The sequence below is a fragment of the Nocardioides sp. GCM10028917 genome (assembly GCF_042666175.1).
GTDB lineage: Bacteria > Actinomycetota > Actinomycetes > Propionibacteriales > Nocardioidaceae > Nocardioides.
The window spans coordinates 348,700-366,667 of record NZ_JBHTFL010000001.1; the positions used below are offsets into that span (position 1 = coordinate 348,700).

A 17,968-nucleotide genomic window follows, 5' to 3' on the forward strand; every position below is an offset into this window, starting at 1 on the left:
CAAAGTGCCGACTACTGCGAGGCGACGAGGTCGCCGATCTCCTGGGTGGCCCACCACGCCAGGTCGTCGTCGGCGTCCGCGTCGTCCTCGGTGTCGACGTGCACCGCGACCACGTCGCGCCAGCGGACCGCGCCGTCGGCCGCGGACGTCTCGGCGACCACCACGACCCGACGGCGCTTGCCGTCGGGCAGGCCGGCCACCAGCTCGGCGGACGCGTCCGCGGCGGTCATCAGGGCGCCGTACTCGCTCTCCTCGCCGTCGTCCGGGGCAAGCACCGCGTCGACGACGCGAGGGCCGTCGGCCGCCCAGTCCTCGGCCAGCCGCGGCAGGGACGACGGGAGGTAGCGGCGGGTCACGTCTTCTCCTTCGCGGCTGCGTTCCTGCGCCCGCGTGGGGCGCGCGGCCTGGTGTCGGAGGCCGAGTCCTTCAGCTCGTCCAGCGCCTCGAGCACGCACTGGCGCAGGACGTCGGCGTCGGGCACGGCGTCGCGGTCGGTCGTGATGCCGTAGAACACGCCGCCGTCGTACGACGTCACGCCGATGGCGAGCGGGTGGTCGGGCAGCAGCGGATGGACGGGGTAGGACTCGAGCATCCGGGCGCCGTCGGCGTAGAGGGGGAACTGCGGCCCCGGGACGTTGGTGACGGACACGTGGAAGCCGCGTCGCAGCTCGGCCGTGGCCAGCCGCGCCCCGAGGGCGTGGAACGTCGTCGGCGCGAAGCCGGCGATGCCGGAGAGCCGACGGGCCGAGACGTTGCGGCCGTTGTCGCGGTGTGCCCGCAGGTCGTAGCTGACCTGGTGCAGCCGCACGACCGGGCTGGGCTCGCCGATCGGCAGGTGCACGAGGTGCCCGGTGATCTGGCTGCCGAGCGATGTCGGCTCGAGCTCGTCGTCGATGACCGACATCGGCACGATCGCCTTGATGGTCCGCAGCCCGCCCAGCGACTCGGCGCGCGCCATCAGCCAGCCGCGGAGGCCGCCGGCGATGGTGGCCAGGATGACGTCGTTGACCGTGCCGCCGTGCACCTCGCGGATCGCGCGGTAGTCGGAGAGCTCGGTGTGCACCGTGACGAACCGGCGCTGCTGCGAGAGCCGACGGTGCACCGGCGTGGAGTGCACCGGGCCGCGTCCGGCGAGGGCGTTGGCGACCTCGGCGACCCGGGCGCCCGAGGCCGAGGCCGCGCGGCCGATGGACTCGGCGTTGGCGCGAGTGGTCATCCAGAGGGTGCGGGGGCTCTCGAGGCTGTCCGTCACCGCGGCGACGGCAGCGCCCACAGGTCCGGCCGGCCGTCCCGGGCGCCAGTCGTCGTCGTGCCCGAGGGTCGACCGGTCGGGGGACGTGTCGAGCAGCACCTGGCCGATGTCGACGGTCTCGCGGCCGTCGACCAGGATCTGGTGGCTCTTGGTCAGCAGCGCGACGCGGCCGTGCTCGAGGCCCTCGACGAAGTAGCACTCCCACAGCGGACGGCTCCGGTCGAGCGGCCGCGACGCGATGCGCGCGACGAGCTCGCGGAGCTGGTCCATCGATCCCGGGCGCGGCAGCGCGGAGCGTCGTACGTGGTAGCCGAGGTCGAAGCCGTCGTCGTCCACCCAGGCCGGGTTGGCCAGCCGCCCCGGCACCAGCTGCAGGCGCTGCCGGTAGCGCGGGACGAAGGCGATCCGGTCCGCGATCAGCTGCACGAGCCGGTCGTGGTCGAAGCCGGAATCCCCCGGGTCGAAGATCTCCACCGTCGCGTTGTGCATGGGCGTCGTGGGGGACTCTGCGGCCAGGATGGCCAGGTCCCGCGGCCGGAGCCGAACACTCATGCACGTACTCGCTTCGCTCCGTGCGCGCATGAGGCACGAATCGCGCGGCGCTGAACTATTCGCTCGCTCCGCTCGCTCATCTGGTGCCCTCTCGTCGACGATGTTGTCCCTCATGGGATTCTGGCAGAGGCAGTGACCAGGCGGGTGCCGTGGCCGCTGCCTTCCCGTGCAGCTGCAGAAGGAGATCACTCGTGTCCGGTCGCGTCGTCACGCGCCTCGTCCCCCTCGTCCTCGTCCTGGCCGCCTCGCTCAGCGCCTGCGGAGGAGACGGGGACACCGACGCGCCGGCCACCGACCAGAGCGCCAGCTCCTCCCCCTCCGGCTCCCCGTCCAGCAGCACGGACGAGGGCGTCGCCGTGACCGTGACGCGCGAGGGTGACTCCTTCACCCCCAACGGGGAGCGCGTCGAGCTCGGGATCGACCAGGCTCTGGTCCTGACGATCGAGGCCGACGAGGCCGGTGAGCTCCACGTGCACAGCACGCCCGAGCAGGAGATCGCCTACGACGCGGGGACCTCGGAGCACGAGATCGTCATCGACCGTCCGGGCGTCGTCGAGGTGGAGAGCCACGAGCCCGACGTGATCCTGCTCCAGCTCGAAGTCCGGTGACCCCCCTCGCCGTCGGCGGCTCGATCTCGGCGCACGGCCTCGGCGGTGCCAAGGACCTGCCGATCCCGTCGGAGCTGGCGATCGCCGGTGCCGTCGCCGCGCTCGTCGTCTCCTTCACCGTGCTTGCGGTGGCGTGGCGCGAGCCGCGCTACGACCCGGCGACCAGCGGTCGTCCGGCTCCGGAGTGGCTGGACCGCATCGTGTCGTCGCGCGCGCTGGCGATCGCCGCCCGCGTGCTGGGGATGGCGTTCTTCCTCTACGTCGCCGCGGCCGCGGTGTTCGGCGAGGACACCCTGATCAACCCGTTCCTCGGCACCGTCTACGTGATCCTGTGGGTCGGCCTGGTGCCGGCGTCGCTGCTGCTCGGGCCGGTGTTCCGCGCGATCAGCCCGGCACGCACGATCAGCATGCTGTTCGCGAAGATCTCCGGCGTCCCCGAGGGCGAGGGCCTGTACGCCTACCCCGCCCGCCTCGGCTACTGGCCTGCCGCAGCCGGCCTGTTCGCCTTCGTCTGGCTCGAGCTGGTCTACCCCTACTCCACCGACGTCGGGCCCGTCCGGCTCTGGTTCGCGGCCTACCTCGGCATCATGTTCATCGGCTCGGCCCTGTGGGGTACGACGTTCCTGGCCCGCGCCGACCCGTTCGAGGTCTACTCCTCGCTGGTCGCCAAGCTCTCGATCTGGGGGCGTCGCGACGGCGTGCTGGTGCTGCGCAGCCCGCTCGCCAACCTCGACACCGTGGTCCCGCGGCCCGGGCTGGTGATGGTGGTCGGCGTCCTGTTCGGCAGCACCGCGTTCGACTCCTTCCGGGAGTCGACGCCCTGGCTCCAGCTCGTGCAGTCGATGTCGACGTCCCGGGTGTGGCCCGACACCCTCGCGCTCATCGCCTTCTCGGCCGGCGTCACTCTGGTGCTGACCGTCGCCACCATGGCGACGGGCGTCAGGAGCGACATCCCGCGCCGGACGCTGCCCAACCTGTTCGCCCACTCGGTGATCCCGATCATCGTGGGCTACATCGTGGCCCACTACCTGACCTACTTCGTGGAGTACGGCCAGCAGACGCTCATCCAGCTCAGCGACCCGTTCAGCCGGGGCGACGACTACCTCGGCACGGCCGACCTGCAGGTCAACTACTGGCTCTCCACGCACCCGACGTTCCTCGCGGTGAGCAAGGTCGCTGCGGTCACGCTGGGCCACGTCGTGGGCGTGGTGGCCGCCCACGACCGTGCGATCAGGCTGCTGCCACGACGGCACCAGCTCACCGGTCAGCTGCCGCTGCTGGTGGCGATGGTCGCCTTCACCGTCGGCGGGTTGTACCTGCTGTTCGCGGCCTGACTCAGCGCTGGACCGGGCCGTAGGGCCAGCCCGCCGGCAGCGCGTCGGTGACCTCGACGACCTCGCACGAGCCGCGGTAGTCGATCACGTCGGCGGCGTCGCGCCAGCCGATGAAGACCACCCGGTCATCGTTGCCGCTGTCGTTCTGGGTCGGGTCGTCGCAGTGGATCTTGTCCTGCTGGCCGTCCGGGAGCACGTAGATCGTGTCGTTGCCCTGCTCGGTGAAGACCTTGTCGGCACCGGGCCCCAGGAAGACGGTGTCGTCGCCCTCGTCGCCCTTGATCTTGACGTCGTTGCCGTCGCCGTCGATCAGCACGTCGTTGCCGGGACCGCCCTGGATCGCTCCGTCGTCCCCGGGGCCCGCGTCGATCCAGTCGATGCCGTCGTTGCCGATGTGCTTGTCGATGCCGTCTCCGCCGAAGAGCTGGTCGTCGCCCTCGCCGCCGCCGACGAGGTCGTTGCCGCCCTCGCCGTGCAGGACGTCGTTGCCGGCGCCGGCGGTCAGCTTGTCGTTGCCCTCGCCGCCGTACATCAGGTCGTCGCCCTGGCCACCGTCGACGGAGTCGTTGCCGAGCCCGCCCGAGCCCCAGTCGTTGCCGGGCTGGAGGGTGATCCAGTCGTCGCCGTCGTCGCCGCTGACCGTGTCGTGCCCGTTGCCGGCGTAGACCTTGTCGTTGCCGCCGCGGGCCGTCACCTCGTCCTGGCCGCCGATGGCCATGATCTTGTCGGCGCGGTTCTTGCCCCTGATGGTGTCGTCGCCGGTGGTGCCCTGGAGCAGCTTGGCCGATGCGGGCGAAGCAGCCAGGACGACGGCGAGGCTGGAGATGGCGACGATGCGGTGATGACGTGACATATGGGTTCTCCCTTGGATCAGGACCCAAATTACGTCAAATCTTTACGCTTTTCAGAATTTTGACACAGCCTTGCCTCATCTCGACCGCGCGGACCGTCGTCCCCCGCCGTGGCCGGTCGGGACGCGGCCCCGACGCAGGCAGGCACGGACGGACGGTCCGTCGGCGCCTCCGCGGGCGTGGGCCGGGAACACGGCGTCGGCGAGAGCGGCGAGGGCGTGCACGAGCGGTGAGGCGCCCAGGTCGGCCACCGGGCGACCGCTCACGAGCGCCTGGTCGAGCCCCGCGCGGTCGTCGGGGAGGAAGTGCAGGCCGGCGACCCGGCTGAAGCCCTCGACCATGCCGGCGATCTCCCTCTCCGACCACCCGATCGAGGGCCGCATCCGGTTGACCGCCACCCGCACCGGCGTGCCGGGAGCACGGTCGCGCAGGTCGACCAGGCCGCGAGCGAGCCGGGTGAGTCCCACGGGGTCGGCCGAGCCCACGACGACCACCTCGTCGGCCTGCTCCAGGGCGGTGAGTGTCAGGGCGTTGCGCCCGGGACGGCCGCCGAAGTCGGAGCCGGTGTCGTCCTCCAGGCTGAAGCCGGTGTCGACCACCACCTGCCCGTGGGCGCGCGCCCGCTCGAGCAGCTGGTCGACCTGTGCCGCCCGCACCTCCCGCCACCGGTCGGCGCGCGGCAGGCCGGTGACCACGGCCAGGTGGTCGCCGACGCCCCGGCAGACCGAGGGGAAGCGATCGTCGAGCTGGCCGGCCGCCGCGAGGCGCGAGGCGGACAGCAGGCCGGACACCTCGTCGAGGATCCCGAGCTGCTGGGCGACCGCGCCGCCATAGGGGTCGAGGTCGGCGAGCACCACCGTCGCGTCGCGCCGGGCGAGCTCACACGCCAGGTTGGTCGCGACCGTCGTACGCCCGGGGGCGCCCGCCGGACCCCACACGGCCACGAGGCGCCCCGGATCGGCCGCCGGCGCGTGGTCGACCTCCACGTCGTGCGCAGGCACCTCCTCGCGCACGCGGGTGTCAGCAACGTCCTCGACGGTGGTGACCACCCGCGGCAGCGACGACAGCTGACCCCGGCCGACCAGCGCGGTGATGCCCAGTCGTCCCGCGTGCTCGCGGGCGTCGGGGTCCTCGGGGAGCGCCGAGGTCACGGCTACCGGGCGCACGGCGTGGCGGCGCAGGTGGGCGACGCTCGTCGGGTCGAGGCCCGGGGCGTCCAGGGAGACGACGGCGACGTCGGCCTGGCCGCTCGTGACGGCCGCGAGCAGGTCGTCGACGTCGACGCAGCGCTTGAGGACGACCACCCCCGGGTGGGCCTCGAGGTCGGTGAGGGCCGGCGACTCCCACGCCTCGCCCGCCGCGAGCAACAGCACGCAGATCACGTCGTCACCCCCTGCCGACGACCCGGACCCGGTCGTCGCCGACGGCGGCCAGGACCTCGCCGAGCTGCTCCTCGTCGACCTCGGGGACGGCGAGGACCAGCTGGCGGCTGGTCGCCGACGCGAAGGCGTCGGACACCACCGGCGCGTCGAGGACCGCGACGTCGCCGAGGACGAGCTCGGCGGCCGCGCCGCCGCGGCGCTGCGCGACGGTCCGGTCGGCCACGACCCACACGTCGACCCGCGACCCGCGGGCCAGGTCGGTGGGGACGTGCTCGGGCGCGACCGCGATCGACAGCGACACGGTGTCGTCGGCCGTCTGCTCCCCCAGCGCGGCGGCCGGCACGAGCTCGCCCGCCGAGAGGGGCCGGGTGAGGGTGAGCGCTGCCGGCAGCTCCTCGTCGACGGCGAGGTAGCGGTCGTGGTCGGCGGACTCGTCGAACTGCACCCGGGTCGCCTGGAGGTCGTCGGCGGTGAGCGTCTGGCCCACCACCAGGTCGGACGAGGCGGCCCACACCGAGGTCATGTCGTCGGCACCGGACAGGATGCGCGCGCCCGCCACCACCGACCCCGTGACCAGGGCCACCCCGATCCACAGCCGCGGGTCGCGCCACCCGGGCGTCGTGGCCCGGGTCGCGGGCGGCACGCCGGTGGCGCGGGCCGTCGTCGGGACGTCGGGCGAGGGCGCGTGGCGGGAGGAGCCGCGAGAAGAGGTCCGAGAGGTGGTCCGAGGCACGACGCCATCATTGCCGCCCCGGCCGGACTTCACACCTGTCTCTCCACAGGGGACGGCCGGGCGGCGACGGGAGCGGGACGCCCGGTGGCACGATGGACCCATGGCCGACGACCCCCGCTTCCTGACGCTCGCCGACGTCGCGGAGGTGCTCAACACCTCCGGAGCCCAGGTCTACGCGCTGGTCCGTCGTGGCGAGCTGCCGGCGATCAAGATCGGCGGACGCGGCCAGTGGCGCGTCGAGCGGGTGCAGCTCGAGGAGTTCATCGAGCGGATGTACGCCGAGACGCGCACGTTCGTCGACGAGCACCCGTTCGTGGATGCGGAGCCCGACACCGACTGACGGACGTCAGCCCACCTTGCCGTCGAGCTCCACCTGCACGACCCGTTCCTCGCCGCCGCGGACCACCGACATCTCGACGGTCTCCCCCGGCAGGTGGGTGCGGATCGCCACGATCAGCGCGATGCCGTCGTTGACCGGCTGGCCCCCGACCGCCGTGATGACGTCGTCCTCCTCCAGTCCCGCGCGCTCGGCCGGGGTGTCGGGCATGACCTCGGTGATCGTGGCTCCCTCGGCATCGGGCTCGTTGCCCGTGCGCACCTGGGCGCCGATGACGGGGTACTCCGCCTTGCCGGTGCGCAGGATCTGGTCGACGGTCGTGCGCACCTGCTCGATCGGGATCGCGAAGCCGACACCGATGTTGCCCGCCTCGCCGGACGCGCCGCCGTTCGTGGCGATCGCGGAGTTCACCCCGACGACCTCGCCGGCGAGGTTGACCAGCGGCCCACCGGAGTTGCCCGGGTTGATCGCGGCGTCGGTCTGCACCGCGTTGATGTAGGAGGAGTTGTCCTCGGACTGCCCCGAGGTCGTCACCGGCCGGTTGAGGGCGCTGACGATGCCCGAGGTCACGGTCTGGCTCAGCCCGAGCGGCGCGCCGAACGCGATTACGGGGTCACCGACGCGCAGGACCTGCGAGGCCCCCAGCGCCGCGGGCTCGAGCTTGCCGCCACCCTCGACGGCCAGCACGGCGAGGTCGTAGACCGAGCTGCGGCCGACCACGGTCGCCTCGAGCCGCTGGCCCCGGTGGTCGATGACGACGATCGGGCCGTCGTCCTCGGCCGCGGAGGCGACCACGTGGTCGTTGGTCACGACGTGGCCTTCGCGGTCGAGCACGAAGCCAGAGCCGGTGGCGCCGCCCTCGCGTCCGTCGAGCTCGGCCACGATCTGGACGGTGCTGGGGAGCAGCGCCTGCGCCACCGCGGCGACCGAGCCGTTGTCGGCCTCGAGCGGGGCGGCGGTCTGCGTCCGCACACCGTTGATCCCGTTGTCGTTGGTGCCCGGGCGGGCGGCGAGCTCGTCCTGGATCGCGCCGCCGGCGAGGCCGCCGAGCATGCCGACGACCACGGCGAGGCAGGCGACGGCCGGCCACACCCACAGCGGGATCTTGCGCGAGACCGTCGTCGGACCGGCGTACATCGGGCGCGGTTGGGCACCCGGGCCGAACCACGGCTGGCCCGGTTGCTGTGGGTAGGGACCCTGGGTCGGGTACGGCGTGGTCGGCGCCGCGGGCTCGTGGGCGGCGCCCGGCTGGTGCTGGAGCGGGGCCTGCTGCTCGCCGAACGGCGTCCGGTGCGGAGGCGGGCCGCCGAGCATCCCGGCCCGGGGCGAAGCGCCGTCGTCGGGGCCGGCGGCGTCCGGACCGACACCGTCAGGACCCGGATCGTCACCGGCGCGCGTGTGGTCACCGTCGTCGCGAGCGCCGTAGGCGCGGCCCTCCGGCTGCACGGCGGGAGCGGGCTCGGGCTCGGTGGGGCGCCAGCCGGCCAGGGGCTGGGTGGGCTCCTCGTCGTGCGCACCCGGAAGCGGCTGGTCGGTGACCTGCTCGTCCGGGGACTGCTCGTCGTGCCTGTGCTCGTCGCTCACGGAGCAATCTTCTCCCGGATCGCCACAAGGCGCTCGGCCAGGGGCGTCCGGGAGGGTGAGACCGGTCCCCGGGAGGCGCGGTCGTCACCCGTGACGGCCGGGCTCGCGGGACCGGTCGGCCGGCTCAGGTCGGTGACCGGCGGCCGGGGGTCGACGCGCGGGGCGCCGGCCGCGCCGAGGACGAGCACGCCCACGACGCAGGCGCTCGCTGCGCCGCCGCCGATGGCGACGAGGCCGCGGCGGGGTCGGTGGCTGGACGTCGAGAACTGGGGCGCGGCCAGGCCGTGGCCATCGCCGGGCTGCATGGCCGAGCAGCGGCCCACCAGCTCCGACTTGAAGTCGTGGGAGGGCTGGCCCGGACCGAAGGACAGCTGGGCCAGCTGGGTCTTGACCCATCCCTCCTGCTCGACGAGGTCACGGCAGGCGTGGCACTCGTGGACGTGGCTCCAGCAGCGCTCCTCCTCCTCCGGCGCGAGACGACCGTCGAGGAGTGCGCTGACCCGTGATCCGAGGTGGCTCATCACGACACCGGCCCGCGGGGGTGGGGGGCGGCGACCGGACCCGAGTAGCGCGAGCGCCCCGCGGCCGGCTCGCGGTGCGCGAGAGCCTTGCGGAGCATCGTGCGCCCGCGGTGGATGCGCGAGCGCACGGTGCCGAGCTTGGCATCCATGATCTCGGCGATCTCCTCGTAGCTGAGGCCTTCGACGTCGCACAGCACGACCGCGGCGCGGAAGTCGGGCGGCAGGGTCGCCAGTGCCGTCTCGATGTCGTCGTCGAAGGTCCGGTCCGCCACGGCGAGCTCGGGCGCCGGGGCCGCGCTGGTCAGCCGGGCGGCGCGCTCGTCGGACAGCGGGTCGAAGCGGATGCGCTGCTTGCGGCGCGCACCGTCGAGGAAGAGGTTGGTGGTGATGCGGTGCAGCCACCCCTCGAAGGTGCCCGGCGTGTAGGTGTCGAGGGAACGGAAGACCCGCACGAACACCTCCTGGGTGAGGTCCTCGGCGTCGGGCCGGTTGCCGGTCAGGCGGTAGGCCAGCCGGAACACCCGGTCGGAGTGCTGCTCCACGACCTCGTCCCAGGTGGGCACGGCGACGGCATCGGCTGTGGCGTCGACGTGATCACCCACGGGTGCTCCCTGGCTCGTCTTCCTCGACCGCAGCTGCAACGGTTCGATGTCCTTCCTGACGCTAGGTATCCCGCCTGAGAGTTCCCTGTGAACCGCATGCGGACCGACCAAGAACTTCTCCCCGGGTCACCGCCTCCAACGACCGAGGGGGTCCGTGTGTTCCCGGCCACGTCCGGCGGTTGCTGCGCGATAGAGTCGCCGCGTGCCGAACAACACCGCGCCGATCAAGCCCGCGAGCTGGACCTACGCCGAGACGTTCGTGGCCGAGGACGAGCTCCTGGCCGCCGCCCGCAGCCGCGCCGAGGAGGTGGGCGTGGCCCCCGTCGGGCCCGGCGTCGGCGCCGCCCTGCGCTTCCTCGCGTCCGTGCTCGACGCGCGCGCGGTCGTCGAGATCGGCACCGGCACCGGCGTGTCCGGGCTCTGGCTGCTGCGCGGCATGCGCGCCGACGGCGTGCTCACGACCGTCGACATCGAGGCCGAGCACCAGCGCCTCGCCAAGGAGACGTTCACCGAGGCCGGGATCCCCGGCAACCGCGCCCGCACCATCGCGGGAGCCGGGCTCGACGTGCTGCCCCGCCTGACCGACGGCCACTACGACCTCGTCTTCTGCGACGGCGACAAGCGCGAGTACGCCGCCTACCTCAAGGAGGCGCTGCGACTGCTGCGTCCCGGCGGGGTCGTGGCGTTCGACAACGCGCTGTGGCACGACCGGGTCGCCGACCCGGCCCAGCGCGACGAGGAGACCGTCACCATCCGCGACCTCGGCCGGACGATCCTCGAGCACGAGGCACTCGTGCCGGTGCTGCTGCCCGTCGGCGACGGCCTGTTGGCGGCCAAGAAGGAATGGGCGCCAGAAACATAGGCGCTCGCTCCGCTCGCGCGTGCTCGGTGGCTTGGGAGGGTGGGCAGGGTTGGGCAACAGGGGTTGTCAGGCCCTACCCCAGGCTTCGAAACCTTCCCAGCCCTCGGCGATCGCGACGATGTCGCACGCCTCGACGAGGATCGGCGGGCTCCCGATGATCCGGCTGCCGGGCGCGTCGGCGGCACCTTCGGTGAAGCTGCGCTGGAAGTCCTCCCGCGCCTCGCTCGTGGCGAAGACGTAGCAGCCCTCGAACCACTCCCCCGGCACCTGGCGCCAGGTCTTGAACCGCAGACCGGCCATCCCGGTGAACCGGGCGTGGGAGGTCTCGGCGACGTAGGACGCCAGCTGCTCCTCGACCCCCTCCGGCGCCTCGGCCAGGGACCAGCGGACGGTGAGCCCGAGCATCAGACGATCCCGGCCAAGGGGTCGTCGGAGCCGAGCCAGCTCAGCAGCAGGCGCGGACCCCAGCCGCTGGGGCCAGCCGTCCACTCGTGGCGGTCGGTCGGTGACTCCGCGGCGGAGGCGAAGTCGATGTGGGCCCACGGCACGTCGCCGGCGAAGTGCTGGAGGAAGAGCGCGGCCGTGATCGCGCCGGCGCCTCCCGCGGCGTTGTCGCCGTCGGCGATGCCGGAGGCGACCTTGTCCTCGTAGTCGGCGACCAGCGGCATCCGCCAGGTGGTCTCGCCCGACGCGGCCGACGCGGCCTGCACCTGGTCGGCCAGGCCCTCGTGGTTGGCGAAGTAGCCGCCGGTCCACTGCCCGAGCGACACCTTCATCGCACCGGTGAGGGTGGCGATGTCGACGAGGACGGCGGGCGCGAGCTCGCTGACGGCGTAGGCCATCGCGTCGGCCAGCACGAGGCGGCCCTCGGCGTCGGTGTTGTTGACCTCGGACGTGCGACCACCGAAGTGGGTGATGACGTCGCCGGGGCGCATCGCAGAGCCGCTCACGGCGTTCTCCGCGGTCGGCACCAGGCCGATGACGCGGACCGGGCAGTCGACGTCGCGGAGCGCAGCCATGGTGGCGATGACGGCGCCGCCGCCGCTCATGTCGCGCTTCATCGTCAGCATGCTCTCGCTGGGCTTGATGTCGAGGCCGCCGGTGTCGAAGGTGATGCCCTTGCCGACGAGGACCACCGTGGGCATGCGCTTGGTCGCCCCGCGCGGGGTGTAGTCCATGCGGATGAGCCGGGGCTCGTTGACGGAGGCGCCGCCGACGGCGCGGATGCCGCCGAAGCCCTCGGCCTCGAGCCGCGCGTCGTCCCAGACCTGCACCTCGAGGCCGGTCTCCTCGCCGACCTCCACGGCCTGCTCGGCCAACCAGGCGGGAGTCTTCAGGTTGGCCGGGACGGTGGCGAGGGTGCGTGAGCGCCAGCCGGCGCCGCCGTGCGCGATCGCCCGGGCAAGCTCGTCGTCGGCGCCGTCGCCGTCCACGCCGGCGAGCACGATCTGGGCGACCGGTCGCTCCTTGGGTCCGTCGGAGCGCCAGTGGAAGGCGAACGAGCCGAGCATCGCCCCGACGACGAAGGCGCCGAGGCCCTCGTCGGGCGCGATCGCCGCGAGTGACGTCACGACGTTGCCGCGGTCCTTGGTGGCGCGGGCGAGCGCAGCACCGGCACGACGGAAGTCCGTCGGGGTCGCCTCGCCGACACCGACGAGCAGCACGAGGCCGGGCCCGTCGGGCGCCGCGTCCCCGGCGGCGCGGCCGGCGACCGGTACCGAGGTCAGCTCGCCGGCGCGACCGGTGGCTCGCGATGCCTCGAGCGCCGCGAGGAGGTCGACGCCGAGGGCGTCACCGGCCTCGTCGGCACCCGGTCCGAGCAGCGGCCCGTCGTCGTCGGGGAGGACCGGGAACGCCCAGACCTCCGCGCCGCCGATCTGGTGCGGCAGCGCGGGGCTCAGGGCGAACTCGGGCGGCGAGACCTGGGGCGGCAGTGCGGTGCTGGGCACGATCAGCCGACGACGTCCTTGAGGGCGTCACCGAGAGCCGAGGCCTCCTCGGCGTTGAGCTCCACCACCAGCCGTCCACCGCCCTCGAGCGGGACGCGCATGACGATGCCGCGTCCTTCCTTGGTGACCTCGAGCGGTCCGTCGCCCGTGCGGGGCTTCATGGCGGCCATCGGCGCACCTCTTCCTGTTCAGCCATCACTGGATGTGGCTCATCACATGCGAATCGAGGCGGCTGACTGGTTCGGCCACCTCGATCGGCGTCGTACGACGGCCATTATCCCCCATGACCCGCGTGATCGGCACCACAGGGCAGTAACACCCCGACTTGGTCAGGCAGACTGCGGCCATGACGACCTCCCAGCCCGACCGTGCCGCCGGACCCAGCGCGGTCGACAGCACCGGCGCCGACCCCGTCCTGCTCCACGTGGAGGACGGCGTCGCGACGATCACGCTCAACCGACCGGAGGCGATGAACGGCCTCGACGTCGCCACCAAGGACCTGCTGCGCGACACCGTCCACCGGGTCGCCGCGGACCCGGAGGTGCGGTGCGTCGTGCTCACCGGCAGCGGCCGCGCCTTCTGCGTAGGACAGGACCTCAAGGATCACCTCGCCGGGCTGAAGGGCGAGGCGGACGTCCCGCTGTCGGAGACCGTCGAGCAGCACTACAACCCGATCGCCCTGGCGCTCGCGACGATGCCCAAGCCTGTGATCGCGGCCGTCAACGGCGTCGCGGCCGGCGCCGGGGCGAGCCTGGCCTTCGCCGCCGACTTCCGGGTCGTCGTCGACTCGGCCGGCTTCAACACCTCCTTCGCCGGCGTCGCGCTCTCCTGCGACACCGGGTCGAGCTGGACGCTCCCCCGCCTCGTGGGTCGCGCCAAGGCGATGGAGCTCCTGTACTTCCCGCGCACCGTCTCGGCCCAGGAGGCGCTCGAGCTGGGCCTGGCCACGAAAGTCGTCACCGCCGAGGAGCTCCCGCAGGCCGTGGGCGAGCTCGCCGCACGGTTGGCGTCGGGCCCGACGGTGGCGTTCGGCTCGATCCGCCAGGCAGTGGCGTACGCCGCCGCGCACCCCCTGGAGGAGTCACTGGCCTTCGAGGCCGGCAAGATGGCGCTGACCGGCGGCACCGAGGACCACCTCGCCGCGGTGGACGCGTTCATGGCCAAGGAGAAGCCGGCCTTCCACGGTCGCTGAGCCACGGCCGCCGAGCCTCAGCCGCGGCGCGTGCGGTGGGCGCCGATCGCGCCGAGCAGCTGCCGGGGCGCCTGGACGGCCATCCGGTGCCGCGAGGGCCGGCCGCCGTACTCGACGGTGAGCGCCGACCCGCGGAAGCGGTGGTTGAACCACATCGTCATGGTGCCGTGGCAGAGCCCGCCGCAGTCGAGGGACGTGCGGGGCAGCCGCAGCGCACGCGCCAGGCGCCGCGCGAAGCCGGCGTCCTTGGTGTCGGTGTCGACGCCGTGCAACGGCTGGTGGAAGCTGATCACCCGGCGCGGGTCGACCTCCTCGAGGAAGGCCATGACCGCCCGGGTCTCCGGCTCGCTCGCCGGGCGGGGGCCGGACTCGTAGGTGCCCTCGAGGTCCTTCCACCGGTGCGGGAAGTTGCGGTTGAGGTCGACGCCGCGGGCGTTGCGGCGGGTGCCCCGCGCGAGCCCGTCGGGGTTGTAGGTCGGGAGGACCCAGAGGTCGACGCCGCGCACCGGCCGCCCGTCGCGCAGGGTCTCCAGGATCCGGCGGGTGTGCGGCTCGTCGCCGTGCATCGTCGAGACCAGCACGATGCGTCGCCTGCCCGGCTCCCCGAGCCGCCACGCGCGGATCGGACGTCCCTTGACGGAGTGGCCGATCGTGCGGACCTCGACGACGGCCGGGCGGTCGCCGGGCGCGGCTGCGGAGGCGGGCGCGGCCGGTGCGGGCTGGGTGAGCCCCGCGGCGGTCAGGGCCGCGGTCGCCAGCACGGCGGCGTACGCCGACCGGGTGCGCAGCGCGCGCATCAGACGGCTGCGGTGAGGTAGGCGTAGGTGAAGACCAGGACGCCGAGCACCATGCCGAGGTGTGCCAGAAGGGACAGCCCCGGTCCGTCGCTCCACGAGTCGCCGGCGGCCTCGGGGGCGTGCCGCCCCTTGGCGGGCAGCCAGCGGGCGAGGATCAGCAGCCCGCAGATGGCGGTGAGCCACCAGCAGGCGATCGCGAGGATGCCGACGAGCGGCCCGCCGAGCAGGGAGTCCTCCGGCGCCACCAGTACGCCCAGCCACAGAACGAGGGCGACGATGCCGGCCACGAAGTGCGTGAGGGGCACGCGGCGGCTGATCGAGAAGCGACCCGCCGCTGCGGCGCCGCTCAGGCGGAGCCGCGTCAGCACGATCGCCACGGCAGCGAGCCCCGTGAGGATCCAGACGACGATCGGGAACGACATGACGCGGCAGTCTGCCCTAGTCGCGCGGCGGCTCGCCAGACGAGGCGTCGGGCCACGGCTCGTCGGGGTGTCGCTCCTCCAGCTCGGACGCCAGCCGGGCGAGGAGCTCGTCGACGTCGGACATCCGGTAGCCGCGGAACGCGAGCGGGAACCGCACCGCGCGCAGGTCCTGCGCCGCGATCGGTCGGTCGTCGGGCAGCGCGAGGTCAGGGCGGTCGTCGTACGCCGGCGCCATCGAGCCGCCGCGACCGGAGGCCACCATCGCCACGCCACCCATGGCGAGGACGACGAGGACGGCGAAGAACCACATCATCATTCGGGCCGCTCCGGCTCAGGGGAGGGCCAGCGGTCCTCACGCGCGGCCACCATCAGCGCCACCGCCTCGTCGACGTCGTCGGTCACCACCATCATGTCGAGGTCGGTGGCGTTGATCTTGCCCTCTGCCAGCACCGTCTGCCGGAGCCAGTCGAACAGGCCGGACCAGTACGCCGTGCCGATGAGCACGATGGGGAACGACGTGACCTTGCGCGTCTGCACCAGCGTCAGCGCCTCGAAGAGCTCGTCGAGGGTGCCGAGGCCGCCGGGCAGGACCACGAAGCCCTGGGAGTACTTGACGAACATCGTCTTGCGGGCGAAGAAGTAGCGGAAGTTGATGCCCTTGTCGACCCACTGGTTGAGGCCGGACTCGAAGGGCAGCTCGATGCCGAGGCCGATGCTCGCGCCACCGGCCTCGCAGGCGCCCTTGTTGGCCGCCTCCATCGCTCCGGGGCCGCCCCCGGTGATCACCGCGAAGCCGGCCTCGACGAGCTTGCGGCCGGCCTCCTCGCCGATCGCGTAGTAGGGGTGGTCGACCGGTGTGCGAGCGGAGCCGAAGACCGCGATGGCCGGACCGGTCTCGGCGAGCGCGCCGAAGCCCTCGACGAACTCCGCCTGGATCCGCAGGACACGCCACGGGTCGGTGTGGACCCAGTCGGTCCTGCCGCGGGAGTCGAGGAGGCGCTGGTCGGTGGTGCTGCCCTCGTGCACCTGGCCGCGACGCTCGATGACGGGACCCGTCACGCGGTCGGCCTGCCGGTCGTTGCGTCGGGGGTTCATGCCAGCCACTCCTTGAGGATCCGCTCACACCGCTCGATGTGCTCGGTGGGGACGTGCTCGTCCTGCTTGTGGGCGAACATCGGATCTCCGGGGCCGAAGTTCACCGCAGGTACGCCGAGCCTGGTGAACTGTGCGACGTCGGTCCAACCGAACTTCGGCGCGACCTCGCCGCCGACCGCCTCGACGAACGCCTTCGCCGCCGGTCGGTCCAGCCCCGGCATCGCGCCGGCGGCCATGTCGGTCACCGTGACGTCGTAGCCGTCGAAGAAGTCGCGCACGAACGCCTCGGCGTCGGCCTCGCTGCGGTCGGGGGCGAAGCGGAAGTTGACCTCGACGACGCACTCGTCGGGGATCACGTTGCCGGCGACCCCGCCGCGGATGCCGGTCGCGTTGAGGCCCTCGTGGAAGGCGAGGCCGTCGATCTCCGGCTGCCGCGCGACGTAGTCGTTGAGCCGGCCCAGCACGGGACCGGCGAGGTGGATGGCGTTGACGCCCTTCCAGCTGCGTGCGCTGTGCGACCGCTCGCCCGTGGTGCGTACGTCGACCCGCATCGTGCCCTGGCAGCCCGCCTCGATCGAGGCGTTGCTGGGCTCCATCAGGATCGCGAAGTCGGCCTGCAGCAGGTCGGGGTCGCTCTCGGTCAGCTTGCGCAGGCCGTTGTGGACCGAGTCGACCTCCTCCGCCTCGTAGAAGATGAAGGTGAGGTCACGGTTGGGCGAGGTGATGTCGGCGGCGAGCTTCAGCATCACCGCGTCGCCGCCCTTCATGTCGCAGCTGCCGAGCCCGTGCAGGACGCCGTCCTCCAGGCGGGACGGCAGGTTGTCGTTGAGCGGGACGGTGTCGAGGTGGCCGGCGACCACCACCCGCTCCCCCAGGCCGAGCTCGGTGCGCGCGACGATCGTGTGGCCGCGCCGGGTCACGGTGAGGTGCGGCAGCGACGTCAGGGCAGCCTCGACGGCGTCGGCGATCTCCTGCTCGTGGTGGGAGACCGACTCGATGTCGACGAGCTGCTGGGTCAGGGAGACGACGTCGGCGGACAGGTCGAGGTGGGCCATGTCGGCCATCTTGTCAGCGTCGGCCCACCGCGGGCGTCAGGACCCGTCGGGGAGGTGGGCGACCAGCCCGTCGACGATGCGGGCCAGTCCGAAGTCGAGCTCGCGCCGCTGGTCGCTGGCGGCCTGGTAGGCCTCCCCCGCGGCGGTGCCGACCCGGCCGGCGAGCGGGTACTCGCGTCCCGCCATGACCTCGCCGAGGGCCTCGTGGTTGGCCTCCCACCACTCGGCGTCGCTCATCCCGGACTCGCGCTCGGCGTGGCGGACGACCTGCTCGGCGCGGGCGACCCCGGCGGCGAAGGACGCCAGGAGGGTGACGGCCTGGTCCATCTCGATGTCGTCGAGACCGATCCCCTCCACGGCCTCGAGCTGCCACTCGTAGCGGTCGGCCATGTGCGGACCGAGCCAGGCGCGTACGCCCGTCACCTCCAGCAGCCACGGATGGGCCCGGTAGTCGTCGTACTGCACGCGGGCCAGCTGCTCGAGCCGCTCGCGCAGGTCGACGGCGTGCGCGGGCAGCACCGTGCGGCCGAGCACCTGGTCGACCATGAGCACGAGGAGGTCGTTGCGGGTGGCGACGTAGGTGTAGAGCGTCATCGCCCCGAGCCCGAGGTGCTGGGCCAGGCCCCGCATGGACAACGCGGCCAGGCCGTCTCGGTCGGCGAGGTCGATCGCGGCGTCGACCACGTCGTCGACCGTGACCTTCTGCTTCGGGCCGCGGCGCGCGGCACCGCCCTCGGGGCTGGGAAGGCTGTGCCGCCACAGCAGCCGGAGCACGGGATCAGGGTCGGGCACGGGCCCACCCTAACTTCTTCGTACGCCGTACGGAACAAATGCTACCGT

Annotated in this window: 22 protein-coding genes; 5 read left to right on the top strand and 17 right to left on the bottom strand. The window is 72.8% G+C overall.

Going from position 1 to position 17,968, the window contains the following annotated elements:
- Positions 1–11 precede the first annotated feature (11 nt).
- Both ACFQW6_RS01660 and ACFQW6_RS01665 read right to left on the bottom strand, forming a co-directional pair.
- Positions 12–356 (bottom strand): DUF6912 family protein, encoded by a 345-nt coding sequence (locus ACFQW6_RS01660; protein ID WP_378540477.1) that lies wholly within the window; start codon positions 354–356, stop codon positions 12–14.
- Positions 353–1,804 carry a wax ester/triacylglycerol synthase family O-acyltransferase gene (locus ACFQW6_RS01665; protein WP_378540479.1) on the bottom strand — a complete coding sequence of 484 codons (1,452 nt, stop codon included), beginning with the start codon at positions 1,802–1,804 and terminating at the stop codon, positions 353–355. The genes ACFQW6_RS01660 and ACFQW6_RS01665 overlap by 4 nt, the downstream gene beginning before the upstream one ends.
- Before the next feature lie 191 nt (positions 1,805–1,995).
- Here ACFQW6_RS01665 and ACFQW6_RS01670 point away from each other — a divergent pair, with 191 nt between their 5' ends.
- Both ACFQW6_RS01670 and ACFQW6_RS01675 read left to right on the top strand, forming a co-directional pair.
- The gene (locus ACFQW6_RS01670) at positions 1,996–2,412 is read left to right on the top strand and encodes a hypothetical protein (protein WP_378540481.1); all 417 of its coding nucleotides are present in this window, start codon (positions 1,996–1,998) and stop codon (positions 2,410–2,412) included.
- The gene (locus ACFQW6_RS01675; RefSeq protein WP_378540483.1) at positions 2,409–3,746 is read left to right on the top strand and encodes a hypothetical protein; all 1,338 of its coding nucleotides are present in this window, start codon (positions 2,409–2,411) and stop codon (positions 3,744–3,746) included. Before ACFQW6_RS01670 ends, ACFQW6_RS01675 begins: the two co-directional genes overlap by 4 nt.
- A gap of 1 nt (position 3,747) precedes the next feature.
- On the opposite strand, the gene ACFQW6_RS01680 is transcribed toward ACFQW6_RS01675, so the two are convergent.
- The 3 genes from ACFQW6_RS01680 to ACFQW6_RS01690 form a co-directional block, all read right to left on the bottom strand.
- Entirely contained in the window at positions 3,748–4,599 is an 852-nt protein-coding gene (locus ACFQW6_RS01680) for a calcium-binding protein (RefSeq protein WP_378540485.1), read from the bottom strand.
- 75 nt (positions 4,600–4,674) lie between these two features.
- Positions 4,675–5,970, bottom strand: coding sequence for a CpaE family protein (locus ACFQW6_RS01685; RefSeq protein WP_378540487.1), 1,296 nt, complete (start codon positions 5,968–5,970; stop codon positions 4,675–4,677).
- Between the two features lie 13 nt (positions 5,971–5,983).
- Positions 5,984–6,712 carry a hypothetical protein gene (locus ACFQW6_RS01690; RefSeq protein ID WP_378540489.1) on the bottom strand — a complete coding sequence of 243 codons (729 nt, stop codon included), beginning with the start codon at positions 6,710–6,712 and terminating at the stop codon, positions 5,984–5,986.
- Between the two features lie 100 nt (positions 6,713–6,812).
- On the opposite strand from ACFQW6_RS01690, the gene ACFQW6_RS01695 reads away from it, so the two are divergent.
- A complete protein-coding gene (locus ACFQW6_RS01695; RefSeq protein WP_378540491.1) occupies positions 6,813–7,052 on the top strand; it encodes a helix-turn-helix domain-containing protein in 240 nt (79 codons plus the stop codon).
- Between the two features lie 6 nt (positions 7,053–7,058).
- Here the strand turns inward: ACFQW6_RS01695 and ACFQW6_RS01700 are convergent, their stop codons facing one another.
- The 3 genes from ACFQW6_RS01700 to sigE are packed head-to-tail and all read right to left on the bottom strand — an operon-like array spanning position 7,059 to position 9,756.
- Positions 7,059–8,633 carry a trypsin-like peptidase domain-containing protein gene (locus ACFQW6_RS01700; RefSeq protein WP_378540493.1) on the bottom strand — a complete coding sequence of 525 codons (1,575 nt, stop codon included), beginning with the start codon at positions 8,631–8,633 and terminating at the stop codon, positions 7,059–7,061.
- Positions 8,630–9,154 (bottom strand): anti-sigma factor family protein, encoded by a 525-nt coding sequence (locus tag ACFQW6_RS01705; RefSeq protein WP_378540494.1) that lies wholly within the window; start codon positions 9,152–9,154, stop codon positions 8,630–8,632. Before ACFQW6_RS01705 ends, ACFQW6_RS01700 begins: the two co-directional genes overlap by 4 nt.
- On the bottom strand, positions 9,154–9,756 hold the full coding sequence (sigE, locus tag ACFQW6_RS01710; protein ID WP_378540496.1) for an RNA polymerase sigma factor SigE: 603 nt from the start codon (positions 9,754–9,756) through the stop codon (positions 9,154–9,156). Before sigE ends, ACFQW6_RS01705 begins: the two co-directional genes overlap by 1 nt.
- Positions 9,757–9,958: 202 nt before the next feature.
- Between sigE and ACFQW6_RS01715 the strand changes: the two genes are divergently transcribed.
- On the top strand, positions 9,959–10,618 hold the full coding sequence (locus ACFQW6_RS01715; RefSeq protein WP_378540498.1) for an O-methyltransferase: 660 nt from the start codon (positions 9,959–9,961) through the stop codon (positions 10,616–10,618).
- 66 nt (positions 10,619–10,684) lie between these two features.
- On the opposite strand, the gene ACFQW6_RS01720 is transcribed toward ACFQW6_RS01715, so the two are convergent.
- From ACFQW6_RS01720 to ACFQW6_RS01730, 3 genes are read right to left on the bottom strand one after another with little or no spacing between them, the layout of a single operon-like run.
- Positions 10,685–11,023 (bottom strand): hypothetical protein, encoded by a 339-nt coding sequence (locus ACFQW6_RS01720; protein WP_378540500.1) that lies wholly within the window; start codon positions 11,021–11,023, stop codon positions 10,685–10,687.
- Positions 11,023–12,567: a leucyl aminopeptidase family protein gene (locus ACFQW6_RS01725; protein WP_378540502.1), complete on the bottom strand. Its 1,545-nt coding sequence runs from the start codon at positions 12,565–12,567 to the stop codon at positions 11,023–11,025. Before ACFQW6_RS01725 ends, ACFQW6_RS01720 begins: the two co-directional genes overlap by 1 nt.
- 2 nt (positions 12,568–12,569) lie before the next feature.
- Positions 12,570–12,737, bottom strand: coding sequence for a DUF3117 domain-containing protein (locus ACFQW6_RS01730; protein WP_191196319.1), 168 nt, complete (start codon positions 12,735–12,737; stop codon positions 12,570–12,572).
- Positions 12,738–12,913: 176 nt separating this feature from the next.
- Here ACFQW6_RS01730 and ACFQW6_RS01735 point away from each other — a divergent pair, with 176 nt between their 5' ends.
- The gene (locus ACFQW6_RS01735) at positions 12,914–13,759 is read left to right on the top strand and encodes an enoyl-CoA hydratase/isomerase family protein (protein ID WP_378540504.1); all 846 of its coding nucleotides are present in this window, start codon (positions 12,914–12,916) and stop codon (positions 13,757–13,759) included.
- A 17-nt stretch (positions 13,760–13,776) separates the two neighbouring features.
- Here ACFQW6_RS01735 and ACFQW6_RS01740 read toward each other — a convergent pair whose 3' ends face one another.
- The 6 genes from ACFQW6_RS01740 to ACFQW6_RS01765 are packed head-to-tail and all read right to left on the bottom strand — an operon-like array spanning position 13,777 to position 17,920.
- Positions 13,777–14,556 (bottom strand): M14 family zinc carboxypeptidase, encoded by a 780-nt coding sequence (locus ACFQW6_RS01740; protein WP_378540506.1) that lies wholly within the window; start codon positions 14,554–14,556, stop codon positions 13,777–13,779.
- Complete coding sequence (locus ACFQW6_RS01745) at positions 14,556–14,978, bottom strand: hypothetical protein (RefSeq protein WP_378540508.1); 423 nt, start codon at positions 14,976–14,978, stop codon at positions 14,556–14,558. The genes ACFQW6_RS01740 and ACFQW6_RS01745 overlap by 1 nt, the downstream gene beginning before the upstream one ends.
- A 16-nt stretch (positions 14,979–14,994) precedes the next feature.
- Positions 14,995–15,294, bottom strand: coding sequence for a DivIVA domain-containing protein (locus ACFQW6_RS01750; RefSeq protein ID WP_378540510.1), 300 nt, complete (start codon positions 15,292–15,294; stop codon positions 14,995–14,997).
- Positions 15,291–16,073, bottom strand: coding sequence for a TIGR00730 family Rossman fold protein (locus tag ACFQW6_RS01755; protein ID WP_378540512.1), 783 nt, complete (start codon positions 16,071–16,073; stop codon positions 15,291–15,293). The genes ACFQW6_RS01750 and ACFQW6_RS01755 overlap by 4 nt, the downstream gene beginning before the upstream one ends.
- The gene (gene dapE / locus ACFQW6_RS01760) at positions 16,070–17,128 is read right to left on the bottom strand and encodes a succinyl-diaminopimelate desuccinylase (RefSeq protein WP_378541060.1); all 1,059 of its coding nucleotides are present in this window, start codon (positions 17,126–17,128) and stop codon (positions 16,070–16,072) included. Before dapE ends, ACFQW6_RS01755 begins: the two co-directional genes overlap by 4 nt.
- 36 nt (positions 17,129–17,164) lie before the next feature.
- Positions 17,165–17,920 (bottom strand): TetR/AcrR family transcriptional regulator, encoded by a 756-nt coding sequence (locus ACFQW6_RS01765; RefSeq protein WP_378540514.1) that lies wholly within the window; start codon positions 17,918–17,920, stop codon positions 17,165–17,167.
- Positions 17,921–17,968 lie beyond the last annotated feature (48 nt).

What these genes read in the sequence shown, in the direction of transcription:
- ACFQW6_RS01665 (WP_378540479.1), bottom strand. Translation starts at nt 1,804, where the DNA reads ATGAGTGTTCGGCTCCGGCCGCGGGACCTGGCCATCCTGGCCGCAGAG.
- ACFQW6_RS01680 (WP_378540485.1), bottom strand. Translation starts at nt 4,599, where the DNA reads ATGTCACGTCATCACCGCATCGTCGCCATCTCCAGCCTCGCCGTCGTC.
- ACFQW6_RS01695 (WP_378540491.1), top strand. Translation starts at nt 6,813, where the DNA reads ATGGCCGACGACCCCCGCTTCCTGACGCTCGCCGACGTCGCGGAGGTG.
- ACFQW6_RS01705 (WP_378540494.1), bottom strand. Translation starts at nt 9,154, where the DNA reads ATGAGCCACCTCGGATCACGGGTCAGCGCACTCCTCGACGGTCGTCTC.
- ACFQW6_RS01720 (WP_378540500.1), bottom strand. Translation starts at nt 11,023, where the DNA reads ATGCTCGGGCTCACCGTCCGCTGGTCCCTGGCCGAGGCGCCGGAGGGG.
- ACFQW6_RS01730 (WP_191196319.1), bottom strand. Translation starts at nt 12,737, where the DNA reads ATGGCCGCCATGAAGCCCCGCACGGGCGACGGACCGCTCGAGGTCACC.
- ACFQW6_RS01735 (WP_378540504.1), top strand. Translation starts at nt 12,914, where the DNA reads ATGACGACCTCCCAGCCCGACCGTGCCGCCGGACCCAGCGCGGTCGAC.
- ACFQW6_RS01740 (WP_378540506.1), bottom strand. Translation starts at nt 14,556, where the DNA reads ATGCGCGCGCTGCGCACCCGGTCGGCGTACGCCGCCGTGCTGGCGACC.
- ACFQW6_RS01745 (WP_378540508.1), bottom strand. Translation starts at nt 14,978, where the DNA reads ATGTCGTTCCCGATCGTCGTCTGGATCCTCACGGGGCTCGCTGCCGTG.
- ACFQW6_RS01750 (WP_378540510.1), bottom strand. Translation starts at nt 15,294, where the DNA reads ATGATGATGTGGTTCTTCGCCGTCCTCGTCGTCCTCGCCATGGGTGGC.
- ACFQW6_RS01755 (WP_378540512.1), bottom strand. Translation starts at nt 16,073, where the DNA reads ATGAACCCCCGACGCAACGACCGGCAGGCCGACCGCGTGACGGGTCCC.
- dapE (WP_378541060.1), bottom strand. Translation starts at nt 17,128, where the DNA reads ATGGCCCACCTCGACCTGTCCGCCGACGTCGTCTCCCTGACCCAGCAG.